At 43.3% G+C, this 26604-nt stretch carries 23 protein-coding genes and 1 pseudogene; 12 read left to right on the top strand and 12 right to left on the bottom strand.

Annotated features, from left to right (window positions below; all coding sequences use genetic code 11):
• Positions 1-387: 387 nt before the first annotated feature.
• Positions 388-1671: a saccharopine dehydrogenase family protein gene (locus M917_RS06765; RefSeq protein ID WP_021814050.1), complete on the bottom strand. Its 1284-nt coding sequence runs from the start codon at positions 1669-1671 to the stop codon at positions 388-390.
• 510 nt (positions 1672-2181) lie between these two features.
• Between M917_RS06765 and M917_RS13990 the strand changes: the two genes are divergently transcribed.
• The gene (locus M917_RS13990) at positions 2182-2337 is read left to right on the top strand and encodes a DUF1328 domain-containing protein (RefSeq protein ID WP_021814049.1); all 156 of its coding nucleotides are present in this window, start codon (positions 2182-2184) and stop codon (positions 2335-2337) included.
• 105 nt (positions 2338-2442) lie between these two features.
• Here M917_RS13990 and M917_RS06755 read toward each other — a convergent pair whose 3' ends face one another.
• From M917_RS06755 to M917_RS06740, 4 genes are all read right to left on the bottom strand, one after another.
• Positions 2443-2736, bottom strand: a complete 294-nt coding sequence (locus tag M917_RS06755) for a 4a-hydroxytetrahydrobiopterin dehydratase (RefSeq protein ID WP_021814048.1) — start codon at positions 2734-2736, stop codon at positions 2443-2445.
• Between the two features lie 405 nt (positions 2737-3141).
• The gene (locus M917_RS06750) at positions 3142-3435 is read right to left on the bottom strand and encodes a GNAT family N-acetyltransferase (RefSeq protein WP_021814047.1); all 294 of its coding nucleotides are present in this window, start codon (positions 3433-3435) and stop codon (positions 3142-3144) included.
• A gap of 171 nt (positions 3436-3606) precedes the next feature.
• Positions 3607-5037, bottom strand: coding sequence for a fatty acid desaturase family protein (locus tag M917_RS06745; protein ID WP_021814046.1), 1431 nt, complete (start codon positions 5035-5037; stop codon positions 3607-3609).
• 256 nt (positions 5038-5293) lie between these two features.
• Positions 5294-6499, bottom strand: a complete 1206-nt coding sequence (locus tag M917_RS06740) for a flavin reductase family protein (RefSeq protein WP_021814045.1) — start codon at positions 6497-6499, stop codon at positions 5294-5296.
• 431 nt (positions 6500-6930) lie between these two features.
• On the opposite strand from M917_RS06740, the gene ettA reads away from it, so the two are divergent.
• Entirely contained in the window at positions 6931-8592 is a 1662-nt protein-coding gene (gene ettA, locus M917_RS06735) for an energy-dependent translational throttle protein EttA (RefSeq protein ID WP_021814043.1), read from the top strand.
• A gap of 118 nt (positions 8593-8710) precedes the next feature.
• Here ettA and dsdC read toward each other — a convergent pair whose 3' ends face one another.
• Positions 8711-9679 (bottom strand): DNA-binding transcriptional regulator DsdC, encoded by a 969-nt coding sequence (gene dsdC, locus M917_RS06730; protein WP_021814042.1) that lies wholly within the window; start codon positions 9677-9679, stop codon positions 8711-8713.
• 135 nt (positions 9680-9814) lie between these two features.
• On the opposite strand from dsdC, the gene M917_RS06725 reads away from it, so the two are divergent.
• Complete coding sequence (locus M917_RS06725; protein ID WP_021814041.1) at positions 9815-11167, top strand: D-serine ammonia-lyase; 1353 nt, start codon at positions 9815-9817, stop codon at positions 11165-11167.
• Positions 11168-11287: 120 nt separating this feature from the next.
• Positions 11288-11485 (top strand): annotated as a pseudogene (locus tag M917_RS06720) (energy-dependent translational throttle protein EttA); the annotation flags it as partial.
• 87 nt (positions 11486-11572) lie between these two features.
• On the opposite strand, the gene plsB reads toward M917_RS06720, so the two are convergent.
• Entirely contained in the window at positions 11573-14368 is a 2796-nt protein-coding gene (gene plsB, locus M917_RS06715) for a glycerol-3-phosphate 1-O-acyltransferase PlsB (protein ID WP_021814039.1), read from the bottom strand.
• Between the two features lie 147 nt (positions 14369-14515).
• On the opposite strand from plsB, the gene ybaK reads away from it, so the two are divergent.
• On the top strand, positions 14516-15004 hold the full coding sequence (ybaK, locus tag M917_RS06710) for a Cys-tRNA(Pro) deacylase (RefSeq protein WP_021814038.1): 489 nt from the start codon (positions 14516-14518) through the stop codon (positions 15002-15004).
• A 96-nt stretch (positions 15005-15100) separates the two neighbouring features.
• The gene (locus M917_RS06705) at positions 15101-15475 is read left to right on the top strand and encodes a 5-carboxymethyl-2-hydroxymuconate Delta-isomerase (protein WP_021814037.1); all 375 of its coding nucleotides are present in this window, start codon (positions 15101-15103) and stop codon (positions 15473-15475) included.
• A gap of 52 nt (positions 15476-15527) precedes the next feature.
• On the opposite strand, the gene M917_RS06700 is transcribed toward M917_RS06705, so the two are convergent.
• Together M917_RS06700 and M917_RS06695 are read right to left on the bottom strand one after the other, a co-directional pair.
• The gene (locus tag M917_RS06700) at positions 15528-16004 is read right to left on the bottom strand and encodes a hypothetical protein (RefSeq protein WP_021814036.1); all 477 of its coding nucleotides are present in this window, start codon (positions 16002-16004) and stop codon (positions 15528-15530) included.
• Between the two features lie 276 nt (positions 16005-16280).
• Positions 16281-18101 (bottom strand): acyl-CoA dehydrogenase C-terminal domain-containing protein, encoded by a 1821-nt coding sequence (locus M917_RS06695; protein WP_021814035.1) that lies wholly within the window; start codon positions 18099-18101, stop codon positions 16281-16283.
• A 395-nt stretch (positions 18102-18496) separates the two neighbouring features.
• Between M917_RS06695 and M917_RS06690 the strand changes: the two genes are divergently transcribed.
• Entirely contained in the window at positions 18497-19624 is a 1128-nt protein-coding gene (locus M917_RS06690; protein WP_021814034.1) for an FUSC family protein, read from the top strand.
• An 80-nt stretch (positions 19625-19704) separates the two neighbouring features.
• Here M917_RS06690 and aroE read toward each other — a convergent pair whose 3' ends face one another.
• Positions 19705-20565 carry a shikimate dehydrogenase gene (aroE, locus tag M917_RS06685; RefSeq protein ID WP_021814033.1) on the bottom strand — a complete coding sequence of 287 codons (861 nt, stop codon included), beginning with the start codon at positions 20563-20565 and terminating at the stop codon, positions 19705-19707.
• A 346-nt stretch (positions 20566-20911) separates the two neighbouring features.
• Here aroE and M917_RS06680 point away from each other — a divergent pair, with 346 nt between their 5' ends.
• Together M917_RS06680 and M917_RS06675 are read left to right on the top strand one after the other, a co-directional pair.
• Positions 20912-21586: a hypothetical protein gene (locus M917_RS06680; protein ID WP_040642240.1), complete on the top strand. Its 675-nt coding sequence runs from the start codon at positions 20912-20914 to the stop codon at positions 21584-21586.
• Positions 21587-21601: 15 nt separating this feature from the next.
• On the top strand, positions 21602-22624 hold the full coding sequence (locus M917_RS06675) for an aminotransferase class IV (protein ID WP_021814031.1): 1023 nt from the start codon (positions 21602-21604) through the stop codon (positions 22622-22624).
• Positions 22625-22642: 18 nt separating this feature from the next.
• Here M917_RS06675 and M917_RS13985 read toward each other — a convergent pair whose 3' ends face one another.
• Positions 22643-22819, bottom strand: coding sequence for a DpnD/PcfM family protein (locus M917_RS13985; RefSeq protein WP_021814030.1), 177 nt, complete (start codon positions 22817-22819; stop codon positions 22643-22645).
• 172 nt (positions 22820-22991) lie between these two features.
• Here M917_RS13985 and M917_RS06670 point away from each other — a divergent pair, with 172 nt between their 5' ends.
• Positions 22992-23558: a hypothetical protein gene (locus M917_RS06670; protein ID WP_021814029.1), complete on the top strand. Its 567-nt coding sequence runs from the start codon at positions 22992-22994 to the stop codon at positions 23556-23558.
• On the opposite strand, the gene M917_RS06665 is transcribed toward M917_RS06670, so the two are convergent.
• Entirely contained in the window at positions 23550-24314 is a 765-nt protein-coding gene (locus M917_RS06665) for a DpnI domain-containing protein (protein WP_021814028.1), read from the bottom strand. The two genes, M917_RS06670 and M917_RS06665, sit on opposite strands and share 9 nt — an antisense overlap.
• A gap of 170 nt (positions 24315-24484) precedes the next feature.
• Between M917_RS06665 and mltG the strand changes: the two genes are divergently transcribed.
• Both mltG and tmk read left to right on the top strand, forming a co-directional pair.
• A complete protein-coding gene (mltG, locus tag M917_RS06660; RefSeq protein WP_021814027.1) occupies positions 24485-25741 on the top strand; it encodes an endolytic transglycosylase MltG in 1257 nt (418 codons plus the stop codon).
• A gap of 94 nt (positions 25742-25835) precedes the next feature.
• Positions 25836-26537, top strand: coding sequence for a dTMP kinase (gene tmk, locus M917_RS06655; RefSeq protein WP_021814026.1), 702 nt, complete (start codon positions 25836-25838; stop codon positions 26535-26537).
• Positions 26538-26604: the final 67 nt, after the last annotated feature.

The following is a 26604-nucleotide window of genomic DNA, read 5'->3' as shown; positions in this document are numbered from 1 at the left end:
TTATAAGGAGTTTCTTTTATTGGCACTTACCTTTGTAGAAGTCATTACTTGTTTTTAGAAAGACTTATTTTTAAAGTATTGTCCTAATTATTAGATTCAGGACGCTAAATATAACGTCATAAGAATAATGCCATAACCTGTTTTATCCTATGACAATCATTGCAATGTAGCTGTGACCTTACGCTAGCAATGTGTAGCATAATGTATTGAAAAATCGGAAATCGGCAACATCATTCACTAAAATGCTACGGTATTATTATTCATTAACATTGTTTATAACAATACTGATAGTTGAGACAATAAAAAACCGCACCTTGTAGACAAGATGCGGTCATTAATAAATAGCGTTAATAGTCAGAATCTATAGTGTTATAAGATTTAAAGAATCTAGCTATTGACAACTTTAAAGCTAATACCTGCATGACTCTCTAAACGTGTTAAAAGCTTATCGCCCATAGCAGAAGCCGGTGTCCAGAAACCACCACCGACATCTTTTTTACTGACGTCTTGTGCCAAGCATAATGCCGCTTGAGCCAGCATGCGTGAGGTGCTGCCATAACCGGGGTCTTTGTCACCAATCACTTTGGTATTAATGGTTTCTTTTTTGGCAGTTTGCCCAAAGAGACGAATATCAAAATAGCCGTTTTCTTGTTCCTCTTTAGAAGGTCCAGAGCCTGACTTAGGTAGCACATGCTTAGACAGTAATTCACGGCTCGGTTTGATCATCATGGCTGTCGCAAAGCCAAATAAGCCGGCACTCATTGCATAGCTCGATAGTTGACCTTTTACCCCGTCTTTCATCCACATTGCTTCATCGTATTTGAAGTCACGGCCATATTCATAGCCAAGCAATTGGTTGGTGCGATGGACGATACGCGTGTTGATGCTTGCCATAACAAAAGGCGCAAGCCAGCGTTTGTGTTCGCTGTCATATTGTGGTTTGTTGATATTATCTTGACGTACACTTGGGGCGTCTTTATCGTCGTTGAGCAAATAAGGGTTGGCTACTTGTTTACGGCGGGATTTATCTTCTCCGACTTCTTCAAAGATAGTGGCCATCGAGGCGATAGTACCGCCAGACAGGCCGCCTTTCGCCGCTTTTACCCGCATGTGAATCACATCGCAAATGTCGCCAAATTTTTCTTCTGCTTTGGTTTGGGTAAAATACACGCCTAAGTCGGAAGGAATAGAGTCAAAGCCACAGGAGTTGACAATACGGGCGCCGCTTTGTGTGGCTGTATCTTGATATTTGTCCATCATGTCTTTGATAAAAATAGCTTCGCCTGTGAGATCGACATAGTCTGTGCCATTATCAGCGCAAGATTTGATTAAAGGCTCACCATATTTCAGATAAGGGCCGACAGTTGAAATGATCACCTGAGTTTGTTTGGTCATCTGATCAAGACTGGCTGCATCATTACTATTAGCCACGATAATATCGACGTTACTGGTGAGTGTAGACTGCAGCTGCTGCAATTTTTCTTCGTCACGGCCAGCGATTGCCCAAGTGACATTAGCGCCATTCTTATCTTTTGCATTGGATAAAAATTCTGCTAAATAATGCGCTGTGATTTTGCCAACGAAGCTTGTGGCGCCATATAAAACCACCGCATAAGAGCGCTTTTCACTATTGTTTTGTTGCATGCTTGAAGTGTCCGTATTGTTGTCCATATTTATTATCCTTAATAAGGGTTTGGTAAATAATTTAACCCAAGGCCAAATTATATATAAGTTAAGCGCGTATTTGGCTTCCGAGTTTTTATTGCTAAAACTTGTGTTTTACTAACAGCGATCTTTCAAAAGACTGTCATACGCAGGAAATACTTATTACCTATTATTATATTTATAGCAGATTATAGGATAGAAAGACGTGCTATTCAGTAATAGCTAACCATGTACACACATAAATCCTATAAAGCTAGGTAAAAGTGACAGAATGCTAAGATTCGCTACAAAAATTACATAACCTACTGAGATTATTACTAAAACGAACGTTTTTTGAAGATAAACATTGCTAATCTATGGCTGTAAGCAGTTGTGATTTGTATTAGAAAAAATAAGTTAGAAAAATAAGAACACCACTAGATAGGTAAAAATGGATATCAGTAATAATATTTTGATTAAAACTTACTGTACGCATTTATCCATCTGGTGTTTTAACAATCATTTGAGGAGAAAATTATGTTTCGTTGGGCTATTATTTTTGCAGTCATTGCACTGTTAGCAAGTTTATTAGGTTTCGGCGGTGTTGCTGGATTATCGGCCAATTTGGCATATATCTTTTTAGCGGTGGCCGTTATCTTATTCATCGTTGCATTTGTCAGCCGCAAGATGTAATAGTAAAACATATATTATTAAATAAGAAAAAGTCCTCAATTGAGGACTTTTTTTGTGTTTTATTAGAGTGCGTTAAATTACCAACTGCACAATAAGCGTATAGGCCTAAAAATGTTTTGGCTGCAAAATGTGCTCCATTCGTTTCGCTAAACGAATGTCTAAGCTGGAAATACCGCCCGTATCGTGCGTGGTCAATCGTACATTTACCACGTTATAAGTGTTTTGCCATTCTGGATGATGCTCTAGTGCTTCAGCATGAAAAGCGGCTTGGTTCATAAAACTCATGGCTTCAATGAAGTCAGCAAAATGATAGCTTTTGACAATGCTATTACCATCGCGCTCCCAACCTGCCAAATCTTCTAGCTGCAAATTGATTTGTTTGTCCGATAAACTACTCATATTAATAACCTTTATTGTTATGTTGGATTGGTTTATTAAAATTGTACCAAACCCTAAAAATATGATGAGCTGCATCAAACTCGTTTAGTCCACTATACGTAGGGCTGAAACTCGTCTTCTTTGCTACTCTAATTTTGGGGTAGGTAACACAGTGGATCAACTATACTAATTATAGAATAAACTTTATTCTATAATTAGTATAGTTGATCCTCAATAAAATCGGTACAACCATGATAACGCACTGTTAGGATAGTTTTCCTTGCTTGCTGTGACGTTGCTGGCAGAGGCTGCGAAAAATTCATCCCAGTCTAGCGATCTCTTTTTTATATTGATCAGACTCTATCAAATACTTAAGACGACATTAAGATGTATTAAACGATCTGTTGAGGATGGAGTTATATTGAATTACACCAAATCTTGATATTCAGAATGTTTGCTGATGTATGACGACACAAAAGAGCATTGCGGTATCACTTTTTTATTTTGCTCGCGGGCATAATCAAGCGCGTGCTTGACCAGTGCTGAACCAACGCCACGTCCGCCCAGTTCTCGCGGTACGATAGTATGGTCGTATATCAATTTTCCGTCACGCTCTTGATAGCTGATATAACCAATCTGGTTGTCGATAGACACCTCAAAACGCTTCGCTGCTTGATTATGAGTAATATCTAGATTTGATTTAGGATTTTGGTTGCTCATGTAGACTCTCCATTATTAAATAGTAGGATCAAATTTTTATCGTTTTTAAGTTGGTCGTGATAGCAATAATAGCCATAAAAACCCACTGCTATAAAATTCTAAATGAGTTCTAGTATGAACAATTGGCGTTCAACACGCTAGATACTTAACGTAAGAGCAGATTTCAATCAGCTACCACGCATAGGAGATAGCTTGACGGACGACAGGAGGAAGAAATCGGCCTAGACCACCTGAATGTTGCGTGTCTGGATCAACATTATTAGAAGCCGTATTGTCTGTATTGGCCATCGACTGTGTATGAGCATGCCATTCTTCTGGGCTGGGTTTACTAAAGTGGCGAATACGTCCCAATACTTGGCGAAACTGCGTACCAAAGCGCCCCGTGTTATAGGCTAAGTTGTATTTTTGGCATATGGCCTGTACCTGCGGAGCAATACTGGCATAGCGGCGGGCGGGCATATCAGGGAAGATATGATGCTCAATTTGATGCGACAAATTACCCGTCAAAATATGAAACCACTTACGGCCTTGGATATTGCTGGAACCTAGAATTTGGCGCACATACCAATCGCCTTTGCTCTCATTGGGATCAAGCTGCGTATAAATATGCGCTTGTTCTGTGAAATGCCCACAAAAAATCACTGCCCATGTCCAAAGATTACGAGCAACATTGGCAGTCATATTGCCGCTTAGTGTGCTAATGGCACTGCCTCGACCCAGTGTCAGCCCTACTGTGGCGGGTAACACTACATAGTCTTTACCTACTTGTCGTGCGATTTTGGCAAACAATGCACGCGATTTTTGTTGCATTGTTTTGTGCAGCTCAGGAGAGTCTGCATACTCTTCTACACTGATTTGAATATCATGAAAGGCGACGGCCCACTCAAAACCAAATGCCAACACGGCTGTACTAAGCATGTTATAGCGGTCGCTTGGTGTCCAAGGTTGCTCATCAGTTACGCGAATCAGGTGATAGCCCACGTCATGATCACGATCAAGGATATTGGTAAAAGTGTGATGCAAGTAATTGTGTGAGTGTTGCCATAATGGCGCAGGACAGACGATGTCCCAGTCAAACTTTTGACTGTTAAGATGCGGATGTTGCATCCAGTCATATTGACCGTGCATCACATTATGTCCAAGCTCCATATTGTTTAATATTTTGCTGAAACTGAGCAAAGCTGTACCCGCTAACCAAGTGCCTAATTGATAGCGTTTTGATGACCATTGTCCTGCTGCGATAAGTAGACCACGTGCGACCAGCTCACTATAGACCACTGTGGCATACACCCGTTGAATGTATCGTGCGTCATCGCTGCCTAGCGAGTCCATCACGGTTTGATAGATTGCTTGTAATTCTTCGCCCAACGCTTCTGTCTGTGCTTTTGTTAATGGAGTGCCAGTCAACGTAGGATAGCGCATAGACTGAGAGGGTTCGCTTTTACGAAAGCCACTTCCGTTCGTTGCCATATATGCATGATGAGAATCGGCGGGTTGTGGTTTCAGCGGGAGATTTTCTTGCATCGCCAGTTGAGCATCCGTCAGTGTCGTCAAAATTGGCACAGCAGATTGGGCGGTGTTCATGGGAGGTAATAAGCGCATAAATAGTCCTTAACCGAAACCACTCAAATAACGAATAATGGGTTTGGTTCAATGAGTTGTCTAATTTTTAGCATACAGCATGACGTAACGTCAGGCTATTTTTCTGTTGCATCAGTGGTTGTGAGTATTTGACTGTATGAACCTGTATCCTTGTTAAATGGGATCGACTAGATATAGTGAGTTCAGTATAAAAAAGAGTCAGCAGGACTGGAATATAATGTATCTGTTTTATTTAGAATCGACTATAGCAGTCCATTTAAACATCTAATACTATATCAGTCATGGCAACATTGATGCAGGTTTGGATAAATTCATCGCCATCGCTGCTCATTTTGCCTGTCTGAATGTTTTTGACCACACCGCTGATTTTATGGCAGCGGCACAATTGGCAAATGCCTTGCCGGCAACCGTGGGTCAAGCGAATACCAGCTTTTTCAGCGGCAACCAATAATGTCGTGTCACTGCTAAACTGCTGCTGCCGTGCACGCAGATAAACCGTCTGCTTGCCTGGTTTTTCTGCTTTATCGTGCGTTTGCTCGCCGTAAAAATCGGGCAAAATATTACCAAAGTTTTCTACAGTCACGTGGTCGCGCAGTTTTTTACCATTGGGCAAAGTTATCTTATTCGTAGCAGTGTGTAGGCCAGCCAATAAAGCATGGGAACCGCAAGCAAATATCTGTGTATCTGCCAATGGTAAATCTAGTGCCAACAAACTGTCTGTGCTTATATGTCGTGTGCCTGCCAAATAACTATTGGCATCTTCGGTATTAATCAGATGATAGGTAAAGGCTGGATACATGGCAGCCAATTGTTGCCATTGATTATCGAGTAGTGGCGTACGATTGTAATGTAATAAAGTTACCTGATGTCCGGATTGCAATGCTTGCGTGATGAGTCCCAGCATCGGCGTAATACCGCTGCCACCCGCGATAAACAATAACGGTGCTGATTGTTTAAGCATGTCTGCGGCAGCATGCTTATCAATCGATGTACTTTGCTTTGCTAATAATGCTTGTGCCAAAGTAAATGAGCCACTTGGGACACTACTATTAAGAATCGTACCAATTGGCATACGTTTGGTTAAGTAATCTGATACCAATCCCTGCGGTTTTATAGCGATTGTAACCGTAAGATTCGACCTATTTTTTCGCGCTTTAGTATCAATATCATCATGCCACCAGAGCGGCTGGTGCGCTAAACCCACCAATGAATAACTGCGCTGATGATAAATACCGTCAATAAGCACGCTTATATTTACGTATTGCCCACCTTGCCAGTCAGATACTTGCTGTCTAAAGGCCTGATTGGTCTCAAACTGTAGCGCGATTAAGTCTTCACTCAGTGTATACCGTGCCAAAAGACGTAGCTTTGGTGCTGTCAGTGACCAAAACGGATGTAAACGTGACCCGACAAAATCGACAAACGCACGTTGAATAACTTCAGGGCGATAGCCGTTGGCCATATTATGAGTACCTTTATAAATGCTATTAAAGTATGTGACATCGGAACACTATCAGCCTACAGGTCTTTTAATGATTATGTCTTAAATCAATTTATCCAATGCTGTTAAGTTATTCTAACATGCTAACGGTTATTGATTAAATTTGCGAAAGTTTTGATGCTATTTTTTGTGGACTTTATAAAACAGCAATGAATCAGAATATTAACTTATAAGCTTCATTAAAGGTTTTTGCCAGCTTTTATGGATGAAGCGTGGTTCTCTACGATAAAAGTAGCAAAACATGTGCTAAAACAACCTGTCAGCTTGCAGGGTATGCGCCACAATGCGATAATGGCCTATAATTTGTAACCCTGATTTTGAGGTACAGCACGCTTGGCATCATCGCTGAGTTGCATTTGCTGTTCTCTTCTATGCAGTCTATCGGAGTGTTAATGGCTCAATATATTTACACGATGAACAACGTGTCAAAACTTGTTCCGCCTAAGCGTGAAATCTTAAAAAACATCAACCTGTCGTTTTTTCCTGGTGCCAAAATTGGTGTCTTGGGTATCAACGGTTCAGGTAAATCAACTTTGCTACGCATTATGGCGGGCGTCGACACTGAATTTAGTGGTGAAGCGCGTGCACAAGCTGGCACTAAAGTTGGCTATCTGCCACAGGAACCACAACTTGATGACAGCAAAGATGTCCGTGGCAATGTCGAAGACGGCATGCGCGAAGCCTTAGACGCGCTAGCTCGTCTAGATGCTATCTATGCAGAATATGCAGAGCCGGATGCCGATTTTGATAAATTGGCTGAAGAGCAAGGCAAGATGGAAGACATCATCCAATCGTGGGACGCTCATAACTTAAACAATCAGCTAGAAAAAGCAGCCGATGCGCTACGTCTGCCACCATGGGATGCGGATGTGAGCAAGCTGTCAGGTGGTGAAAAACGCCGTGTGGCACTATGCCGTCTACTGTTGTCACGCCCTGACATGCTATTACTTGACGAACCGACCAACCATTTGGACGCTGAGTCTGTCGCATGGCTAGAGCAGTTCTTGCAGAACTACAGCGGTACTATCGTGGCCATTACCCATGACCGTTATTTCTTGGATAATGTTGCTCAGTGGATCTTGGAGCTTGACCGTGGCCATGGTTATCCGTATGAAGGCAACTATACTGAGTGGCTAGAGCAAAAAAACACGCGTCTAGAGCAGCAGAATAAACAAGAAGAATCATTTGCCAAAGCGTTGAAAAAAGAGCTTGAGTGGATTCGTAAAAACCAAAAAGGCCAACAGGCTAAATCTAAATCTCGTGTCCAGCGTTTTGAAGAGCTGAACTCAACAGAGTTCCAGCAGCGTAATGAAACAGCCGAGATTTATATTCCACCTGGTCCTCGTTTGGGTAATAAAGTCATTGAAATAAACGATATCTCTAAATCATTTGGCGATCGTTTATTGTATGAAAACCTAACCTTTAACGTGCCAGCGGGTGCTATCGTTGGTATTATCGGTCCAAATGGGGCAGGTAAAACCACACTATTTAACATGATTACTGAGCGCGATACGCCAGATACTGGCTCAGTCGATTTGGGCGAAAGTGTCAAAGTGGCCTATGTCGGTCAGGTACGTGATCATTTAGATGATAATAAGACTGTTTGGGAAGAAGTTTCTGACGGTCTTGATATTATTACCGTTGGTGACTATACGACGCCAAGCCGCGCCTATATCGGTCGCTTTAACTTCAAAGGCTCAGATCAGCAAAAACGTGTCGGTCAACTATCAGGTGGTGAGCGTAACCGCTTGCAACTGGCGAAGACATTAAAGCAGGGCGCAAACGTATTACTGCTTGATGAACCATCAAACGATTTGGATATCGAAACCTTACGTGCGCTAGAGGATGCGATTCAAGTATTCCCAGGTACGGTAATGGTCGTGTCGCATGATCGCTGGTTCCTTGACCGTATTGCCACTCATATATTGGCATTCGAAGATGAAGGTCCAGTTTGGTTCGATGGTAACTACTCTGAGTTTGAAACCTATCGTAAAAAGACCATGGGTGAAGATGCCAGCCCTAAACGTGCGAAGTATAAGAAGATTACAAATTAGTTTGCTAGACAAAATATCCGTGTATGCATAAAAGGCGTAACGCAAGTTACGCCTTTTTTATTGTTTTAAAAAGTTCCTATGAAAAATCAATGAACGTCAATAGTGAGCTTGCGCTATATTAAAGACGCTTAGAAACGGAGACAGCCAGACTCTGGGCAAACTTATCTTGCTGCGTTGTCTCCAATAACCAATGTAACAAGGCACTAATCGCAGGGCGATCCATACGGTCTGGGTGGCAAACTGCAAAATAACGCTGCTTCGCTTGTATCTTCTGTTTAAAAGGGGTGACGAGTTGACCGCGCTTTATATCATCATTAATTAGATTGAGTCGACCCATAGCTATACCCAAACCATGTTTGGCAGCATTAACAGCCATTTCTGACATATCAAAAGAATATCCACAACTTAAGTCAACTGAGGCGATGCTATATGCTTCGCACCAATATTCCCATTCAGCATGTGCACCAGCATCGGGCCAAGCATTGACATCGTGAAGAAATTGGCAATGTGCTAGATTTTCTCGTTTGTCGTACAAATCGTGTTCGTGAGCGTACTGTGGACTACATACGGGCTGGAGAAACTCTGTCATTAACAGCTGAGAATGCAATCCTGGGTATTCACCATTACCGTAATAAACAGCAATATCTATATTTTCTCGTGAAAAATCTATTAAGCGGCTGTGTGTTTCAAAATGTAAGAACAGACGTGTATGCTGTTTTTGAAACTGGACGAGTCTCGGTGTCATCCAATTTTGAGCAAAAGAAGGGGGTGCTGATAGGGTTAAGTGCCCGCCAATGTCCTGATTACGCAAATCACGAATGGTCATATCCAAGGCAGAGAGCGAACTATTCAAGACCGACCACAGTTGTTCGCCCTCATAAGTGAGCTGGATGCGACGGTTAAACCTTAGAAATAGACCGAATCCGAGCTGCTCCTCTAGATTCTTGATTCGATGACTGACAGCGCTTTGAGTTAAGCAAAGTTCATCTGCTGCAAGGGTAAAACTCATGTGGCGGGCGACACAAGAAAAGCAATGCAGGTTGCCCAACATCCGAGTACTGGAATGTTTGATATTCACATGAGTCATATTCATCCTTGCATTTAAAAAAAGAATTTGTTTGTACTGTTGTATCGCGTTTTAATAAACGCATAAGGCAATATATGAAAAATAGCACAAGCATTGGAAAATTTTACATTAAGAAATTTCATACGAGAGTAGTTTATGACGATTAAAGTAGCCGAACAGAAAACCATAGAACAGCTGTATCAATCACACCCGCTGCTAAAGAGTATCACAGCGACCAAAGCGCTAACATGGTTCAACCCTAAGTTGCAGCCCTTTGCAGAAGTTGCACAATCTTTACCGCTTGGTTCAGAGGAGATAACTGACGCAGCCGATCGTTTGAGGCGATTTGCTCCCTATATTGCCAAAGTATTCCCTGAGACTGCTGCAAGCAATGGCATTATCGAATCACCATTGATCTTTATCCCACTCATGCAGCAATCTTTGCAAAAGCTGTATAATCACCCTATGCATGGGCGCTTACTCCTTAAATGCGATAGCCACTTGCCTATTTCTGGTTCTATTAAAGCACGAGGTGGAGTCTATGAAGTACTTAAACATGCTGAATCAGTAGCTATTGAATCGGGTTTTTTGACATTAGAAGACAACTATCAAAAGATCGATAGCGCTTCCTTTAAAACACTCTTTTCCAGACATAGTATCGTTGTCGGTTCAACCGGCAATCTTGGTTTGAGTATCGGTATCATGGGTGCGCAGCTTGGCTTTCAAGTCACTGTGCATATGTCTGCTGATGCACGTCAATGGAAAAAAGATTTGCTGAGAAGCAAAGGCGTAAAGGTTGTAGAACACCAAAATGATTATAGTAAGGCAGTTGAAGAGGGACGTCTCGAAGCTCAACAAAAACCTCGCTGCCATTTTATTGATGATGAAAATTCCCAAGACCTGTTCCTTGGTTATAGCGTTGCTGCTGAGCGACTGAAACAGCAGCTGGACGATCAAGGTATTCATGTCAATGAAGAACATCCCCTGTTCGTTTACCTACCTTGCGGCGTTGGCGGCGGCCCTGGCGGCGTTGCCTTTGGCTTAAAGCAAATTTTTGGTGACAACGTACATTGTTTTTTTGCCGAGCCCACCCATTCTCCTGCTATGCTGGTAGGCATGTATACAGGTTTGCATGATAGTGTGAGTGTTCAAGACTTTGGTATCGATAACAAAACTTGTGCAGATGGTCTTGCGGTCGGTCGTCCATCAGCATTTGTAGGCCATGTGATGGAGCCACTGTTAAGCGGTATATACACTGTGGAGGATGAAAACTTATATCGCCTGCTGGCCTTGATGCATGACAGTGAAGGCATAGATCTTGAGCCTTCAGCATTGGCCGGAGTTCCTGGTATTTCCAAAGTTATTACCGAAGGCAAAGCATATCTGGAGCGCTACGGATTAACTGATAAACTTGACCAAGCGGTGCATATCGTTTGGGCAACGGGCGGCAACATGGTGCCCAGTGAAGAGCATCTTAGATACTATCAAAAGGGAAAAAACCTACTATAAGATCTTCTGAATGATTATACGAGCTTAGACACAGTTCGTTCATCCTTTGAAGAAAAAATAACAGATTGTCTTTTGATACTAATCTATCGAACAATAGCCGCTTAAAAGCGGGTAACCCCTGTCAGCGCAGGTACGGTCATGGTTGTATCGCATGATCGCTGGTTCCTTGACCGTATTGCCACTCATATATTGGCATTCGAAGATGAAGGTCCCGTCTGGTTCGATGGTAACTACTCTGAGTTTGAAACCTATCGCAAAAAGACCATGGGTGATGACGCCAGTCCTAAGCGTGCGAAGTATAAAAAGATTACGAACTAATACTTCTGCTTAATATATTTACATCCAATAAAAAAGACCTCTAATGATTAGAGGTCTTTTTTTGTACTTGTTTTAAGTGAATAATAATTAACGCTTACGCCCAAATTTACGCTGCTTTTTATTGCTAATCTCAGTAATCGCATGGGTGATTTCGTCTTCGTCTAAACTCGCCACTTGTTGCAAGATTTGCATCATGTCAGGCGTTAATACGTATTTGGCATGATGGGCAATGTCATTGATACGGTGATCAAAGGTCAGCACGCCAGTCGCTTCATCTTTTTGTAAGTAATCGAGACGGGTCAAGGCACTAATGAAGCTGGTAAATAAAGCACGGTCAAAGAAATCAGGAATATCATCAGCATATAGTACAGACAAGCGCTGACCAAGCAAATGACACAGATCAACGACTTCGTTTTCGGTCAAATTGCCTGAGCCTTGCTGAGCAAGTAGGGCAAGGGTCATAAAGTAACGCTCAAGACTCTGGCCAACTGGAGTCGCCAGTACTTGCAGCTGCTGATAACACATGCTATTTGACTCAGGGACGCTGAGCATGCCGTTGCCCAACTCTACAACCAATCCATGAGAGAGCAGACTATCGACTTTTTTATCAAGTGTGCCTGTTAAGCTATGAGCGGGGTAGTATAAAAACAGCTCGCCCTGTAAAAATGGATATAATTGTTCAGCAATGCTATTTAGGCGACTGCGTTCGATACGACCATTGCGTGCCACCAAAGCCGCTAAGAAAGATAGTAAGATAAAGACATGTAAGATATTATTACGGAAGTAGCTGAGCAATGCAGCTTGCTTACCCGCGACCTGAATAATATCGCCCAAGATGTGCGGCGTACGTTCGATGAGTTTAAGCTTGATACCATAATCAATGATTTGCTGCGGGCTCATATCGGTGATGACGGTGTCATCCGAGTAGGCCAGCTGTTGAGCAAGGCCTTGGTAGAGTGCGATTTGTTCGCGGCAGCTACTTTCATCCAATGCCGCTTTGGGTGCTGATAGCAATACCAATGACAACAATGACACGGGCGTGACCACTGCCGCTTTATTGATATGCTGCATGATTTTCACACCGATGTTATCAACCATAGCACTGGCTTTGTCATCGAGAGGGGTGTCGGTACGATCAGCAGGCAGACTGTTGGCTGATACATCGAACTTTTGCATAAAGTCACTGAGATATAAGGGTTTACCAAAGCTCAGATGCACATTACCAAAGATACGCTCAATTTTACGACCAACTTTGAGCAATCCCATCAAAGACTCAGACTCTTTTGGCTTGCCTTTTAATTCACCGACATAAGTGCCGCCTTCCATAATACGCTCATAACCAATATAGGTTGGGATGAACACCACAGGCTTATTGGTCTGGCGCAACTGACTGTGTATAGTCATTGCTAGCATGCCCATCTTCGGCGGTAACAAACGCCCTGAACGCGAGCGACCGCCTTCAATAAAGTATTCAATCGGCGTATTGCGTGTGATAAGAGTGTGCATGTACTCGCGCAATACCGCAGTGTAGAGCGCATTGCCACGGAAGCTACGACGTATATAAAAAGCCACCGCGCCCCGTAATATAGGGCCTAATACGGGTACATCTAAATTGTCGCCTGCTGCAATATAAGGGATGCTGAGACCACGTTTATAAATAACGTAAGACAGTAATAGGTAATCGACATGACTGCGATGACAAGGCACATAAACCAGCTCATAGTCAGTTGCCAGCTCGCGCACGCGCTCAAAATGATGGACTTCTACACCATCGTATAACTGCGTCCATAACCAAGTCAAAAATTTATAAAAGCCGCGAATAATAGAGTGTGAGTAATCATTGACCATTTCATTGGCATAGCCTCTCGCCAAACTACGAGCATCGCGAACACTGGTGCCTGTCTCTGCGGCTTCGGTCTCTATCGCGTGTTTAATGGCTGGCGAGTACACCAGCTTGTCGACCAAATTGCGCCTGTCTGATAAATCAGGACCGAGCATACTGGCACGCTGCTTGTCTAAATAAACGGTCAGATGCTGCTGCAACATACGCACCAATTCACGGTTGCCATCAGCTGAGGCGACCATTGTATACTTGGGTGCTTCATCGAGGTTATTTTCATCGATACTGTGCATAGAGCTGCTTTTTACATGAGCGCTTTGTAATTCAGAATTTTGTGTCTCAAAGCTTTGCGTCTCAGAGACGGCTGAATCAAGAATATGATTACCCGCCAAATCTATTTTAAGGCTATCATTAATAATGGTGCGTAAATCTTGTGGCGGATGGAACTGTACAAAAGTATCACGTCCCATCACTCCGATATTAAATAATTGCTTAGTGATACTGGGGTCTTCCCAGTTATCAGCGGTTAGCAATTTAAACAGCGAATCTTCTTTTTCTGGGGCGCGTCCCCATAGGATAGATACTGGCACTAAACGTACTTTTAGCTCTGGATATTGTAATACCGCAGAAACCAAGCGCGAAAGACGTGGCGATAACTGATTGTCTTTGGCATGTGGATGGTTTAAAAATATGATGGCCGCATTTTCTTTAATATGATGGGCAGCATCATTTACGCCCACGAGTGCTGGTGGTAAATTGTACTCTTGCGTCTGCAAATCAATCAAGATACTGTTAGAGCGTGAATAATCTTGCAGCACATAAAATCTTAGTATCTGATCGTCAGCCTCAAATTCAGGCAGTTCACCTAGCAACTTGGGTTTGACAGCGACATCAAGCAGTTGTCCAGACAGTTTACGATACAGCTGATTGATCGGTGTTTTCGTATAAGGTTTGGAAGCAATTGGATGGACATCAGTTGTAGACGCGCTGTCAGTCGTAACTGGCGCTTTAAAAATCCGTTTTTTTAGAAACTTCGGTATCATAATCAGTATCAAAAATAGTCAAATATGTTGCGCTTATGATGCCATAAAAGCCACCAAAGCGATATATAGTGTCTGTATATACTACGAATATTCATATGATCGAATTTTATACACGCTCTAATACTAAATAAAAAAGGTACAATCCTTATGACGCCAGCCATTGAGCTTGCCAAACAGCGCGGTCTTGATTATCAATTGCACGAGTATACTCATGACAGTAATGCCCCATCTTTTGGACTCGAAGCCGCCGAAAAGCTTGGTGTGGATGTGGCGCAAGTCTTTAAGACGCTGGTGGTCTCGACTGATGCAGGTGTACTTGCTGTGGCGATATTACCAGTAGACAAAACATTAAATTTTAAAAAAATGGCCAAAGCCTTATCTTCTAGTAAATTACTGTCTTGCAAAAAAGTGCAGATGGCAGACCCAAAGCAAGTAGAACGTAGTACCGGCTACGTGCTGGGCGGCGTCAGTCCATTGGGACAAAAAAAGCGCTTAAAAACAGTGATAGATCGCTCAGCGCAGACTCAGTCAACGATTTATGTGAGTGGCGGTCGCCGTGGTTTGGAGATTGAACTGCCACCTATGCAATTGGTTGAAACGCTAGCGGCTCATTTTGATACTATTACCGATGACTAAACTGTCTTATTACTGATTATGAGATAGATTCGGCACTGCAAAACTGCAAAACGGCTGATCTGTCATCTTTCACTCATATTTTATAAGGATATATTTATGCCGCATTTAACCATTCAAGTAACCCCCAACGTCAGTATCGCTCATGAAGAGTCATTGCTCAAATCTTTGAATAAGGCGCTGTGGGACAGTGGTCACTTCAAGCAGCCTGCTGAAATAAAAACACGCATCATACCGCTTGAGACATTTTTGGTGGGAATAGAGGACGATGAGCAAAACAATGGTTTTATCTATGCGCATTTAAAAATAATGACCGGACGTGATATGGACGTTCGCAATCAGCTCGCTGAGCTATTGACGACCGCTATAGAAAATACGCTAAGTGCCGCGCAATCAGGGCGCGCAGCATTACAGATATGTGTAGAAGTCGAAGAGATTAGTGCGGTATATCATAAGAAGATGCTGGGCAGTTAAGAGCATTTGTACCTTCCATTAAGTATAAGCTGTAGCCATTAGTCATAAATGGCTACAAGTTCCTGCATAAGGACTCGCTGGCATACTTCGGTAATATCACCATCTCAACCTTGTAACCAGCAGTCTTACCCTCGGTGGCCATGAGATTACGTGCGATACGTAAGCGATACGCTCCTGTTTTGGGCAAGCAGCCTTGATAGATAATACCGCCTTTAGTGCCATCATAAGTACCATTTGGCATATGCAGTATGCCAACATTCGCCGTTTCGGGCGTGCCTGCTAATGGCAAAATATTAATGACGGCATATTGCGAGCGTTCTGCCTGAAAATGATACCAGCGCTCATTTTCATTGGGATTTAGCTTACCAGTAGTGGTGCTACTAATAGCGCCTTTAACAAATTGAATAGGGATGTCGCTACTTTTAGCCAACGCACTATTTGCGCTAACGCCTATCAACGTGGCGCTAAGCAATAGCGTTTTTAGCACTCGTACGGTTAATGAGTTGGTTTTATTATTAATGGAAAACATAATTGTCTCCTAACTGAGTTTGTAATCTATTCGATATAAAACCGATGCAAAGTGCGGGTGGGATAAATTTTTTGTAGCCTCTGTGACGCTTGCGAACAGCAAGCGAGAAAAATTTATCCCGACAGCACGAGGATATTAGTATCGACTGTATTTGGAATGAAATGCATTTTGAATTGACTGTATTTCCAGTTCTAGTATTTTCTGACTTTTAGTTAAACACAAAAAAGCGCCTAAAGGTTAGGCGCTTTTTTTATTAATGGTGGATTTTATCGAATGTTAGTCTAGAAAAGCAAAGTTATCGATTTCCATAGAGGTCATGCTTTCGCTTGGTGCGACCATCGCTTCGGCGTGACCAGAGGTACGTGGTAACAGCTTGTCAAAGTAGAATTCTGCGGTTTGAATTTTGGCTTTGTAGAATTCTGGCGATTCAGTGCCGCCGTTTTTCAGCTTGTCATAAGCGACAGCCGCCATACGCGCCCAATGATAGCCCATCATCACATAGCCTGAGTACATCAAGAAATCGTCTGAGGCGGCAGAGATGATTTCACGGTCTTTACGAGCCATGAGCATCAAGCGCACAGTCAGCGTGTTCCACTCAGCACATAACTTGGTTAGCGCCCAAACAAATTTACGCATATCTTTATCAAGGGCGTACTCACCACACCATTTCATGATGCTAGAAGTATAATCGCGGATGATTTTGCCTTTGGACTGCAAGATCACTTTACGACCTAATAAATCGAGCGCTTGTACGCCAGTCGTGCCTTCGTACATAGTAGCAATACGTGCATCACGAGCGATAAGTTCCATACCCCATTCTTTGATATAGCCGTGACCACCATAAACCTGCTGACCATGTTTGGCAGCTTCGATGCCCAGTTCCGTCAAGAAGCCTTTTAGGATAGGGGTATAGAAGCCCAGTTTGTCATCCCATTTTTCGAACTCTTCATCATCACCATTGACGATGCCTTGCGCCATCTTATCGGCATAGCGCGCAGAATGATAAATCATTGAGCGGCCACCTTCGGCGAAGGCTTTTTGCGTCAATAGCATACGGCGTACGTCGGCATGATGAATGATAGCATCAGCCACTTTTTCAGGGTCTTTAATACCTGATAGTGTCCGCATAGAACGACGCTCTTTTGCATACGGTAGGGCATTTTGGAAAGACAGCTCAGTATGCGCTAGACCTTGGATACCAGTACCGATACGAGCAGTATTCATAAAGGTAAACATGGCTTTTAGGCCTTTGTGTGGCTCGCCAATCAGGTAGCCGACTGCCCCATCAAAGTTCAATACACACGTTGAAGAAGCGCTGATACCCATTTTGTGTTCGATTGAACCACAAACCACACCATTGCGTTCACCAGACTCACCTTCAGCGTTCGGTATGAATTTTGGTACGATAAATAGTGAAATACCGCGTGTGCCTTCTGGTGCATTCGGTAAACGGGCTAAGACGATATGGATGATGTTATCTGTTAAGTCATGTTCACCACTTGAGATAAAAATCTTAGTACCACTGATTTTGTAAGTACCATCATCCTGCGGAATGGCTTTTGATTTAACTTGACCCAAATCCGTACCACACTGCGGCTCAGTCAGACACATGGTGCCTGCCCACGTTCCTTCGACCAATTTAGGCAAGTAAGCCTTTTTTTGTTCGTCTGAGCCATACTGGAGTAGGGTATTGATACAACCAGTTGATAGACCAGAGTACATCGCCCACGGCCAGTTGGCAGTACCAATCATCTCAGCTTTGATCAGATTGATTGATGTTGGTAAGTTCATACCGCCATACTCTTCAGGGTACGAGATGCCTTGCCAGCCGCCTTCGACAAACTGGTTATAAGCTTCTTTGAAGCCTTTAGGCGTGGTCACCACACCATTATCAAAATGACAGCCTTCTTCATCACCTGATTGATAGATAGGAGCAAGAACATTTTCAGCAAAATCAGCCATGCCTTGTAAAATCATATCTACCGTTTCAGGGTCAGCGTTCTCGCCATTGTCCAGATCTTTATAATGCGTCTGAAAATCAAAGACATCGTTAATCAAAAACTTGATATCACGCAAAGGTGCTTTGTAAGTTAACATAGTCGCTCTCTATAGTTAGTCGTTATCAGAAACGGTTGGCTTGGTAATCAAAGCCCCATTTACACAAACGAGTATTTCATTATTTGGAGTAAAGGTAGACAATATCGCTGATTATCAATTAGGTTTGTTAAGAAAATCTTATTTATTTTGATTACTGTTAAGAATTTTTTGATAAAAACAGCATTTACGACAGTACTGTCAGTATAAGTCTTCTCTGACGACAAATATACAACCAATAACTAATATTCATATTTTTTTTACAAAAAGAAAATAATAAGTTATCAATAAAACAGTGGCTTTCTAAACACCCTCTTTGTAACCAACTATTTATTACAAATACAGTCGTAGCAAAAACACGATAAGTAAGGGCATTGACAATATAAGGAACGCCAATCATGAGTGCATTAAAGCGCGAGGCAAACCGAGCCTCTTGGCTAACAGCGTTATTTGCTCGCATAAGAGTTTTAATGAATGGGGAGATGAACCATCTACTGACTATAAACCGTAGCAAGAGACCATGGCATATGCCGATTGTCGCCGCTATCGCCATTAGTTTTCCTGTCTTTGTAGGGGCTTACTTTGGCACGTTGCCATCGGGTATCAAGGCATCATTAGGGGCGATGGTTATTTTAAATACCCCTTTGGTTGGTAAGCTGTCCTATCGGTTAGTGACAGTGATGACATGGGGCTTTGCGATGTCTCTGTGTTTTGCGCTGGGGTTGATTGCGCAGCAAATCCCTATATTAAAATTACCAATATTTACTCTAATGGCTTTTGGTATTGTGATTTTTGGGCGTTATTATCGTCAGCCACCGCCAGCTGGACTTTTTGTGATGATGGCAGGTGCTATTGCCTTATTCATTCCCATGCCTTTAGCAGACATTATGTCAGCCACGGGACTGGTGATGTTGGGTAGTGGTTTTTCTTTTGTAATGGCGCTACTGTATTCTCTGTTTTTATTAGCGACGCGCCCATCTACTCCTACGCCCACTTATAGCTACGAGCCAGATACGATCAGTGAGAGTGTGATTGTGGCTGGTTTTGTCAGTTTGACTTTGCTGATAGCATTAGCCTTGAAACTATCCAATCCTTATTGGGCAGCGGTTAGCTGTTTTCTGATTATTCAAGGTATCCATTTACGTACCATGTGGATTAAGCAAATACATCGTTTGTTAGGGACAATAGTTGGCGTGCTGCTGGCTGGTTGGATGTTGTCTTGGGGGCTGTCGATATGGGGCGTGGCACTGACGATCTTGTTAATGATGCTCTGCATTGAAAATTTGGTTGATCGGCATTATGGGCTGGCAGTGATATTCATCACGCCGCTAACGATATTTATTGCTGAGTATGGCAGTGGTTTGCCGTTTTCTGAACAAGCCTATCAAATGGTGATTCGGGCGCGGTTGTTTGATACGGTGATTGGCTGTTTGATTGGACTGAGTGGCGGGGTAGTGATGCATTCAACCAATCTGCGTACGCCGCTACGGCGTATGGAAAACTGGCTACTGGGTCGTTTTGGCTAAGGTGTTTTGAGTGAAATAACAATAGACAATAAAAAGGCGTATGAGCTGGATTCATACGCCTTTTTATTCACCATATGGCCTTAGCTCTTATTCAAGATGGCAGTCGCTTGTGCCACATCGATAGTGTGTCCCGTCCAACGCTCAAAACTTAAAGCGGCTTGTCCAATCAGCATGCCATAACCATCAGATGTCTGAGCACTGCGGGCGGCAAAATGTTGCAAAAACGGCAGCGGGCGACCGTACATCATGTCATAAGCATACTGACAGTTTAGTGATTCGCTAAGCGGTAGTGTATCAGCGGACAAGCCAATAGACGTGGCATTGATAATCATATCAAACGATCCGCTTAGTTGCGCAGTCTCACAAGCGTCAATGTGCTGCTCAGCAATCATAGGGCTGGCAGCACTTAGCTCATTGACCAACTCGGTTGCCTTATACAGTGTGCGATTGGCGATGGTCAGTGATGCAATACCTGCTTCTATCAACGGCAGGACGATCCCGCGAGCGGCGCCACCTGCGCCAATGAGTGCGACACGAGCGCCTGTTAGCGGCCAACCCAAGCTTGTCATGTGATTGATCAGTCCTTGACCATCCGTATTATCACCATAGAGTGCCTCTGCTATCGGCGCACCCTTATCCAACAATGCTTTATTTAACAGGAGCGTATTGACTGCGCCTGCAATTTTGGCATGCTCTGATAAACCACCACGCGATAGGCAGCAATCATAAGCGACTTGTTTGAACGGCACGGTCACATTGGCACCCACGCCGCCGCCATGAAAAAACGCCTCAACGACCGCAGTAAAGCTGGCATTGTCATCGGGACAATACTGGCGTTGATAACGGATATCAATGCCCGTCTGTTCGGCAAATAGCGTATGGATTTTGGGAGATTTACTATGGGCAATCGGATTACCAATAACGATAAAATGCTGAGTCATAACGGTTCCACTGGCGGTAAAAGGCAAAAAACCCTTGATAAAGGTGTCTGTAAAACTCAATCATCATAAGGGATACTATGACATTTAACAAACCTAAGACTGAGTAAATGACTACTTGAATAGGTCGGAATTTTGCAACGTGAGGTAATTAACAAATCTGTACTCGCTGGGAGTGTTATCCGTAACGTAAAGGGTGGTCAAGCGTTAAGCAGTTGGGTAAACTATAGAGCAAGAAAAAAATGCTATAGTCGATCCTAAATAAAAAACAAGGTGCGTTATCAGCGGCATATTTGCCAGCTCGTTAATACTATTTTGAGACCAATCTAAAAGTGTGAGTAAATTGTCCATGTGGAATAATAACCTACAGACCCTTCTGGTCGGTACAATAATGGCGGTCAGTGTGTCGCTGAGTGGTTGTGATAGTAGCCAAGGTGATGCCCAAAATCAAGACACGAATGCCGATACCAGTGAGCAGACAGTCGCTGAGACAGCCCCAGTAGAGGACAGCGCATCAGCTGATGCTGACTTAGATGGTGCAACTGCCGAGCAAGGTACGCCCATCAACTATGACGTGTCGGCATGGAGCACTGACAACGTAGAGCCGTTGAGTGTTGATGAACTAGATGGTCTCCAATCAACTTTTGGTAAGGTGCTGACTACTGACGAAAACAGCCTAGACTATGCCAGTAATCCTGCGACCAAATATCGTTTTATGAATGACGATGAGCCTTATTTAGATCTTATCGATTCTGAGAAATATCTAGAGCTTGGCTGGTATTTTGCCAATCCTACCGACTCTGATCAAGAAAAAGAGCTGAGTCAAAACCATGCCAAAAAATCTTATAAACTGGCGCGGCAATTGATGGGTGATGAAGGCGGTAAGTTGATAGCTGATATGCTCAACGGGCAAATCATCAAAAACAGAGTCGTTGGCGGTCAAAAAGTAGAACTGGCAAAATGTGAATTTTATAGCTGTATGCTGGTCATCAATAAATCTGCTGCTCAAACAGACAATAGCTAAGCTGTGGTAGCCACAATGCCGCCCAACCACTGGTTATGTTTACATTCTTCAGGCCAAAATGAGAATGACGTGGCAGTGCCAACATTGCTAGACAATCGCGGACTGGCGTATGGTGATGGGTTTTTTACCACCATGGGTGTCGTCGATGGACAGATATTATGGCTAGATTATCATCACCAGCGTCTTATTTCTCATGCTGAGGCTTTGCAATTGGTGCTCGACAGCGACGCACTGCTAACGACCTTACAAATCTATGCTCAGCAATTGCAGCAGGGCATGCTCAAGCTTATCGTGACCCGTGCCAAGCAAGAGATTCGCGGTTACGGTTATACCCCCAGCAGGTCCGGCAGCGCTTGCGAAATTTGGCTAACATCCTCAGTGATGACAGTGGCTACAACCAAGCAGCTGCACTTAGCTGATGGGCGCTCAATCCCTGTACAGCCTACCAGCGCTGCCATTTGTTTGTCTTCCCAAATTGCCTGTCTGCCGCCGTCTCTTGCGGGCTTAAAAAGTCTCAATCGCCTTGATACGGTTCTCGCTAGTGGTGAATTACAACGCATCAAAGCCGACTCATTATCATCTAGCTCATTGCAACCTAAATCGTTAAAACATCAATTACTAGAATCAGCCAAAGACTTACCCATTGGGGAAGGGCTGCTGCGTGATATGAGCGGAGACTGGGTAGAAGGCACGATGAGTAATGTGTTTTATCAACTAGCAGATGTATCCGCGTTGCTATGCGCGTCCGAGCCACCAGCAGTAAAGCCAAGAAACCTGTTTGATGATAAAAAGAACCACGCCGACTATCTAATCAATGGTCAATGGTACACGCCGTCTATGGCACAATCGGGCGTGGCTGGCGTGATGCGGCAAGTGATTATTGATGCCTTATCCAGCACCGCATATCCAGTCGTGATAAGATCGTTACAGGATGAAGATTTGCCTCGATTGACCCAGTTCTTCTTTTGTAATGCACTGCGCGGTGTCATGCCTATGAGTAGTCTGACGTTATTGTCTAGTGAGGTTGTAGGGTTTTAAATATTAGGCAAAATACAGTCAGCTGTCTCGGTCAAAAATATTAAATTTAGTCTCAACAAAATCATCTGGGTACAGAACAACTTCTTCGTTCCGATATTTTTCTTGCGCTTTTAGCAGCGCTTCTTGCTCACTTTCAGCCACAATGTCCACGATATTGCCAAGCGTTTCGACAATTTCTATTTGAAATTTTTTCACAGCGCTACCCTCATCTTTATCATTGCTACCAAATCATTTTGATCGTTTATGTCCGCTAGATTAGCAAAAGGGCTAAGAAGAAGTGATCGTCTTTTGTTACATGGACTTGTGCTATAAAGCAAATCGATCAATGATCCTGCTTAACCAGAACAAGTTAAGAGGAGACATATAGATGCGCCCAGTCTATGAAGAAACGAGAATCCCAGTCCAAATTCGTCGCTTAATGATTTTTGATGAAATCTGCCGACTGGCAAAAAGCAAACCTGATGAAATTGTGCATTTATCGTCTTATACTCAATTAGCATTTGGTGTTATGTATTTACAAGATTTCAAAAGGTTCGTTGCCTTTGGCGGTGTGTTTGAGTATGCGCACACGCGTGAGGAAGTTATTGAGCAGCGTATCCATTTAATACCGAATGATGAGGTTGTTATGTGTGCGTTGACGGTGAATTTAAAACCTTTTACCAAACCAGCGCGCCATCCTACGCAGCTTTTATGGCAGTGGCATGGTTATGTAAAAAATAGAATGCACGCTTATATCGACTATCGTGAAGAACATTTTTTCAGAATTAACGATGAGATAGATTGTGAATATCCAGTGCATAAATTTCATGAGCGCCTCGTTGCCACGTCGCGGCTACCCTTATGGGATGATAGAGATGAGTTGGTTGCTGATATTTATCGTGATAAAAAAGGCCAACCAAAACCTGAGCGCTATAATGAAAAGCGTTTAGTGTAACTTTCGATAATGACCACGGCTCAAAAACTCAATAATGCCCTTATCTCGCAAGACCTGTAATTGCTGACGGATTTTGTCAGGAATGTGGTTGTTATCAGGATATTTGAGTTTTAATTCATCTTTAAAAGCATAAACCTGATTTAAAGAAAAGGTAGTATCGAGCCTATCAATACATTGCAGTATATCCAATGTCCAACCACGTGAGGCTGTGGATTGTCCGCGTAAAAATAAGGTTTTTTGAAACTGTTGGGTGACGTTTTCGCGTGGTATTACTTGCTGGTCTTTGACCAAAAACACTTTTCCAGATTCGGGTACGTGTCGCAAGTCGATATTACAGCCGACCCAGCCTGCGCGTTTGGCAGTTGCTGACAAAGGTTTTCGCTGAATAATAATATTGGGCGTAAAAAACTGCTTAGGAATAATCAAAAAGTTGTTAACAGTCAGCTCTTTAGAGTACGTCAAAAAGAAGAAGCTGGGATTATTCTCACTATTGATACGTTCAATCATGGTCTGATAAGCGCCATCATTGATAATGTTACCTAACTTCCTTTGTTTACTTTTTAGCTCATACTGCTCGTCACAATTTGAGCAGTAAAAATCAGCGACAGGTTTGTTGTTCGCGTATTCAGTTAAGGGTTGGGTGCTACAGTGAGGACAGTAGCTTTGACTAGCAACCCAATCTTCACTTAACACTCTGATTATCTGGCTAGGTGACTGATAATTTTTGGCAAGATTTTGATTAAAGTTTAGATTCATAATAAGTGTTCGTTATTAATATATGTTCGCAGAAATGCCTGTAAAAGGTGAGAGTATTAAGCCATAATTTTTAGTGTCAATATCAAGTTAATTCATCAGCTAAGCAAATAACATTGAAAATCAGACGTTTCAATGCTAAATTCTAGCAAACATCTGCCTCGCGAGTTGCCATGAGTAAGCTTACCCCTGAAACACCTCCTGAACGTCCTAATAGCCCATTGAATAATCAAGATGACACCGCGCTACCAAACTCCCAACCAGCAACAGAGGACGTAAAGGAAATCCCAGCGACAGATGTCTCGCTCATCAGTGGCGCCAGTAAACCCCGTAAATATAAAGCGGACAATCCATCGTTTTTTATGCAGCGTGGTTATCAGGTATTACTCGTGTTGGGGCTTATTGCTGGGTTTTTCTTGGTGATGGTCTATCAAACGTTGTTTGGACGTATTGACCAGCCACAGCAAATGGTCACCATTGAGCAAGGTCAGACCTACTACGGATTATTGCCGCAGTGGCAACAGCAGATACCTCTGTTTTCTGCCAGTGTGGCCAAGCTTTATATCAAGTCGCAAGTTGATGCACCGCTCCATGCCGGTATTTATCAATTACCGGAAAACCCAACCATTGCTGAGACACTGCAAGTATTAGAGCAGGGCGCAAAAGCCGCGATGGTCAAGATACAAATTATCGAAGGTAAAACCTCTAAGGATTTGTATCAGACACTACGTGAAAATCCGGGCATCAAAAAAGAAATCCTGACGGCTGACAGCGACAATGCCAGTATTGCCGAAGCGTTGGATTTGGTCGGTATCTTGCCAGATGCGGTAATCAATAGTAACGATCCTATCGTCAATCACAATCTTGAGGGCTGGTTTGCCCCCGATACCTATTATTATGGTGAAGGCACCAGCGATAGGCAGGTGCTGACGGATTTATATAAGCGTCAGCAGCAAGCACTCACTAAAGCATGGGAAAACCGCGCGTCCAATTTGCCTTATAACAACCCTTATGAAGCGCTAGTGATGGCTTCTATTATCGAAAAAGAAACCAGCGTTCCTGAAGAGCGCCCGTTGGTATCTGCGGTATTTAACAACCGCTTGAATAAAAACATGCGTATGCAAACCGACCCTACCATTATTTATGGCATGGGCAGTCGCTATGAAGGCAATATTCGCCGCCGCGACATCGACGAAAAAACATCCTATAATACCTACCAAATTGATGGTCTACCGCCAACACCAATCGCTTTGCCTTCGGCGACTGCTATAGAAGCAACCTTGCATCCTGCCGATAGTGAGGCGCTATATTTTGTGGCAACTGGCACTGGTGGTCATAAATTTACCAATAGCTTGGCGGAGCACAATCAAGCGGTAAGAGACTATCTAAGCGTCATGCGTGAAAAGAAATCGCAAACGCCGCCGCAGTAAGTAATTTTTTCGCATTATCTTTCATCAAGCAACCTATCATCCAATGAGTGTTATACAAAAAATATAACGCTCATTAATGACATAAGGTCATATCATGTCAGCCTCTCTGCAAGCCAGTTCAGCACAATCCAATGTGCCTCAAACTTCCTCAGCTTTTACCCAAGGTCGCTTTATTAGCTTTGAGGGTACAGAAGGCGTGGGTAAAACGACGGCTATCGAGCAGTTGTGTGCGCGCTTGCAAGACAACGGCATTGATTACTTGCGTACGCGTGAGCCAGGTGGCAGTCCGTTTGCTGAACGTTTACGCGCTATATTACTAGATCCAGCGACTGATATTACGGACGATACAGAGTTATTGTTGCTGTTTGCAGCGCGCTGCGATCACATGCAGCAAGTGATTTTGCCAGCACTGCAACGTGGTACGTGGGTGATATGCGATAGATTTACCGACTCGACCATTGCTTATCAGGGTTTTGGACGCGGACATGGTGATAAGGCGATGCGTGCCAAGATTGATACACTCATTGGCCAGTTTGTCCCGCAATTACCGGATTTGACAGTGTGGTTGGATTTGCCTGTATTAGAGGGTATGGCACGCGCCAATAAACGCAGCACTGCCGATCGGTTTGAGCAGCAGGCCACTGAGTTTTTTACGTGGGTGCATAAGGGCTTTTGTACTCTTGCCAGCGAGTATCCTGCGCGGATACAGCGTGTCGATGGGTCAGGCACCGCAGATGACGTGAGCCTGCGAGTGTGGCAAACGGTACAAGATAAGTTGGATGTTAAGGCGTGTTGAACAACCAGCATAAAAAAAGCCCCAATATTGTGTTGGGGCTTTTTTTATGCGCTGGCAAGACAAAGGA

The sequence above is a fragment of the Psychrobacter aquaticus CMS 56 genome, from assembly GCF_000471625.1.
In the GTDB taxonomy this organism is placed as follows: Bacteria; Pseudomonadota; Gammaproteobacteria; order Pseudomonadales; family Moraxellaceae; genus Psychrobacter; species Psychrobacter aquaticus.
The sequence above is the reverse complement of the archived record's forward strand: the minus strand, read 5'-3'. Positions and strand labels throughout refer to the sequence as shown.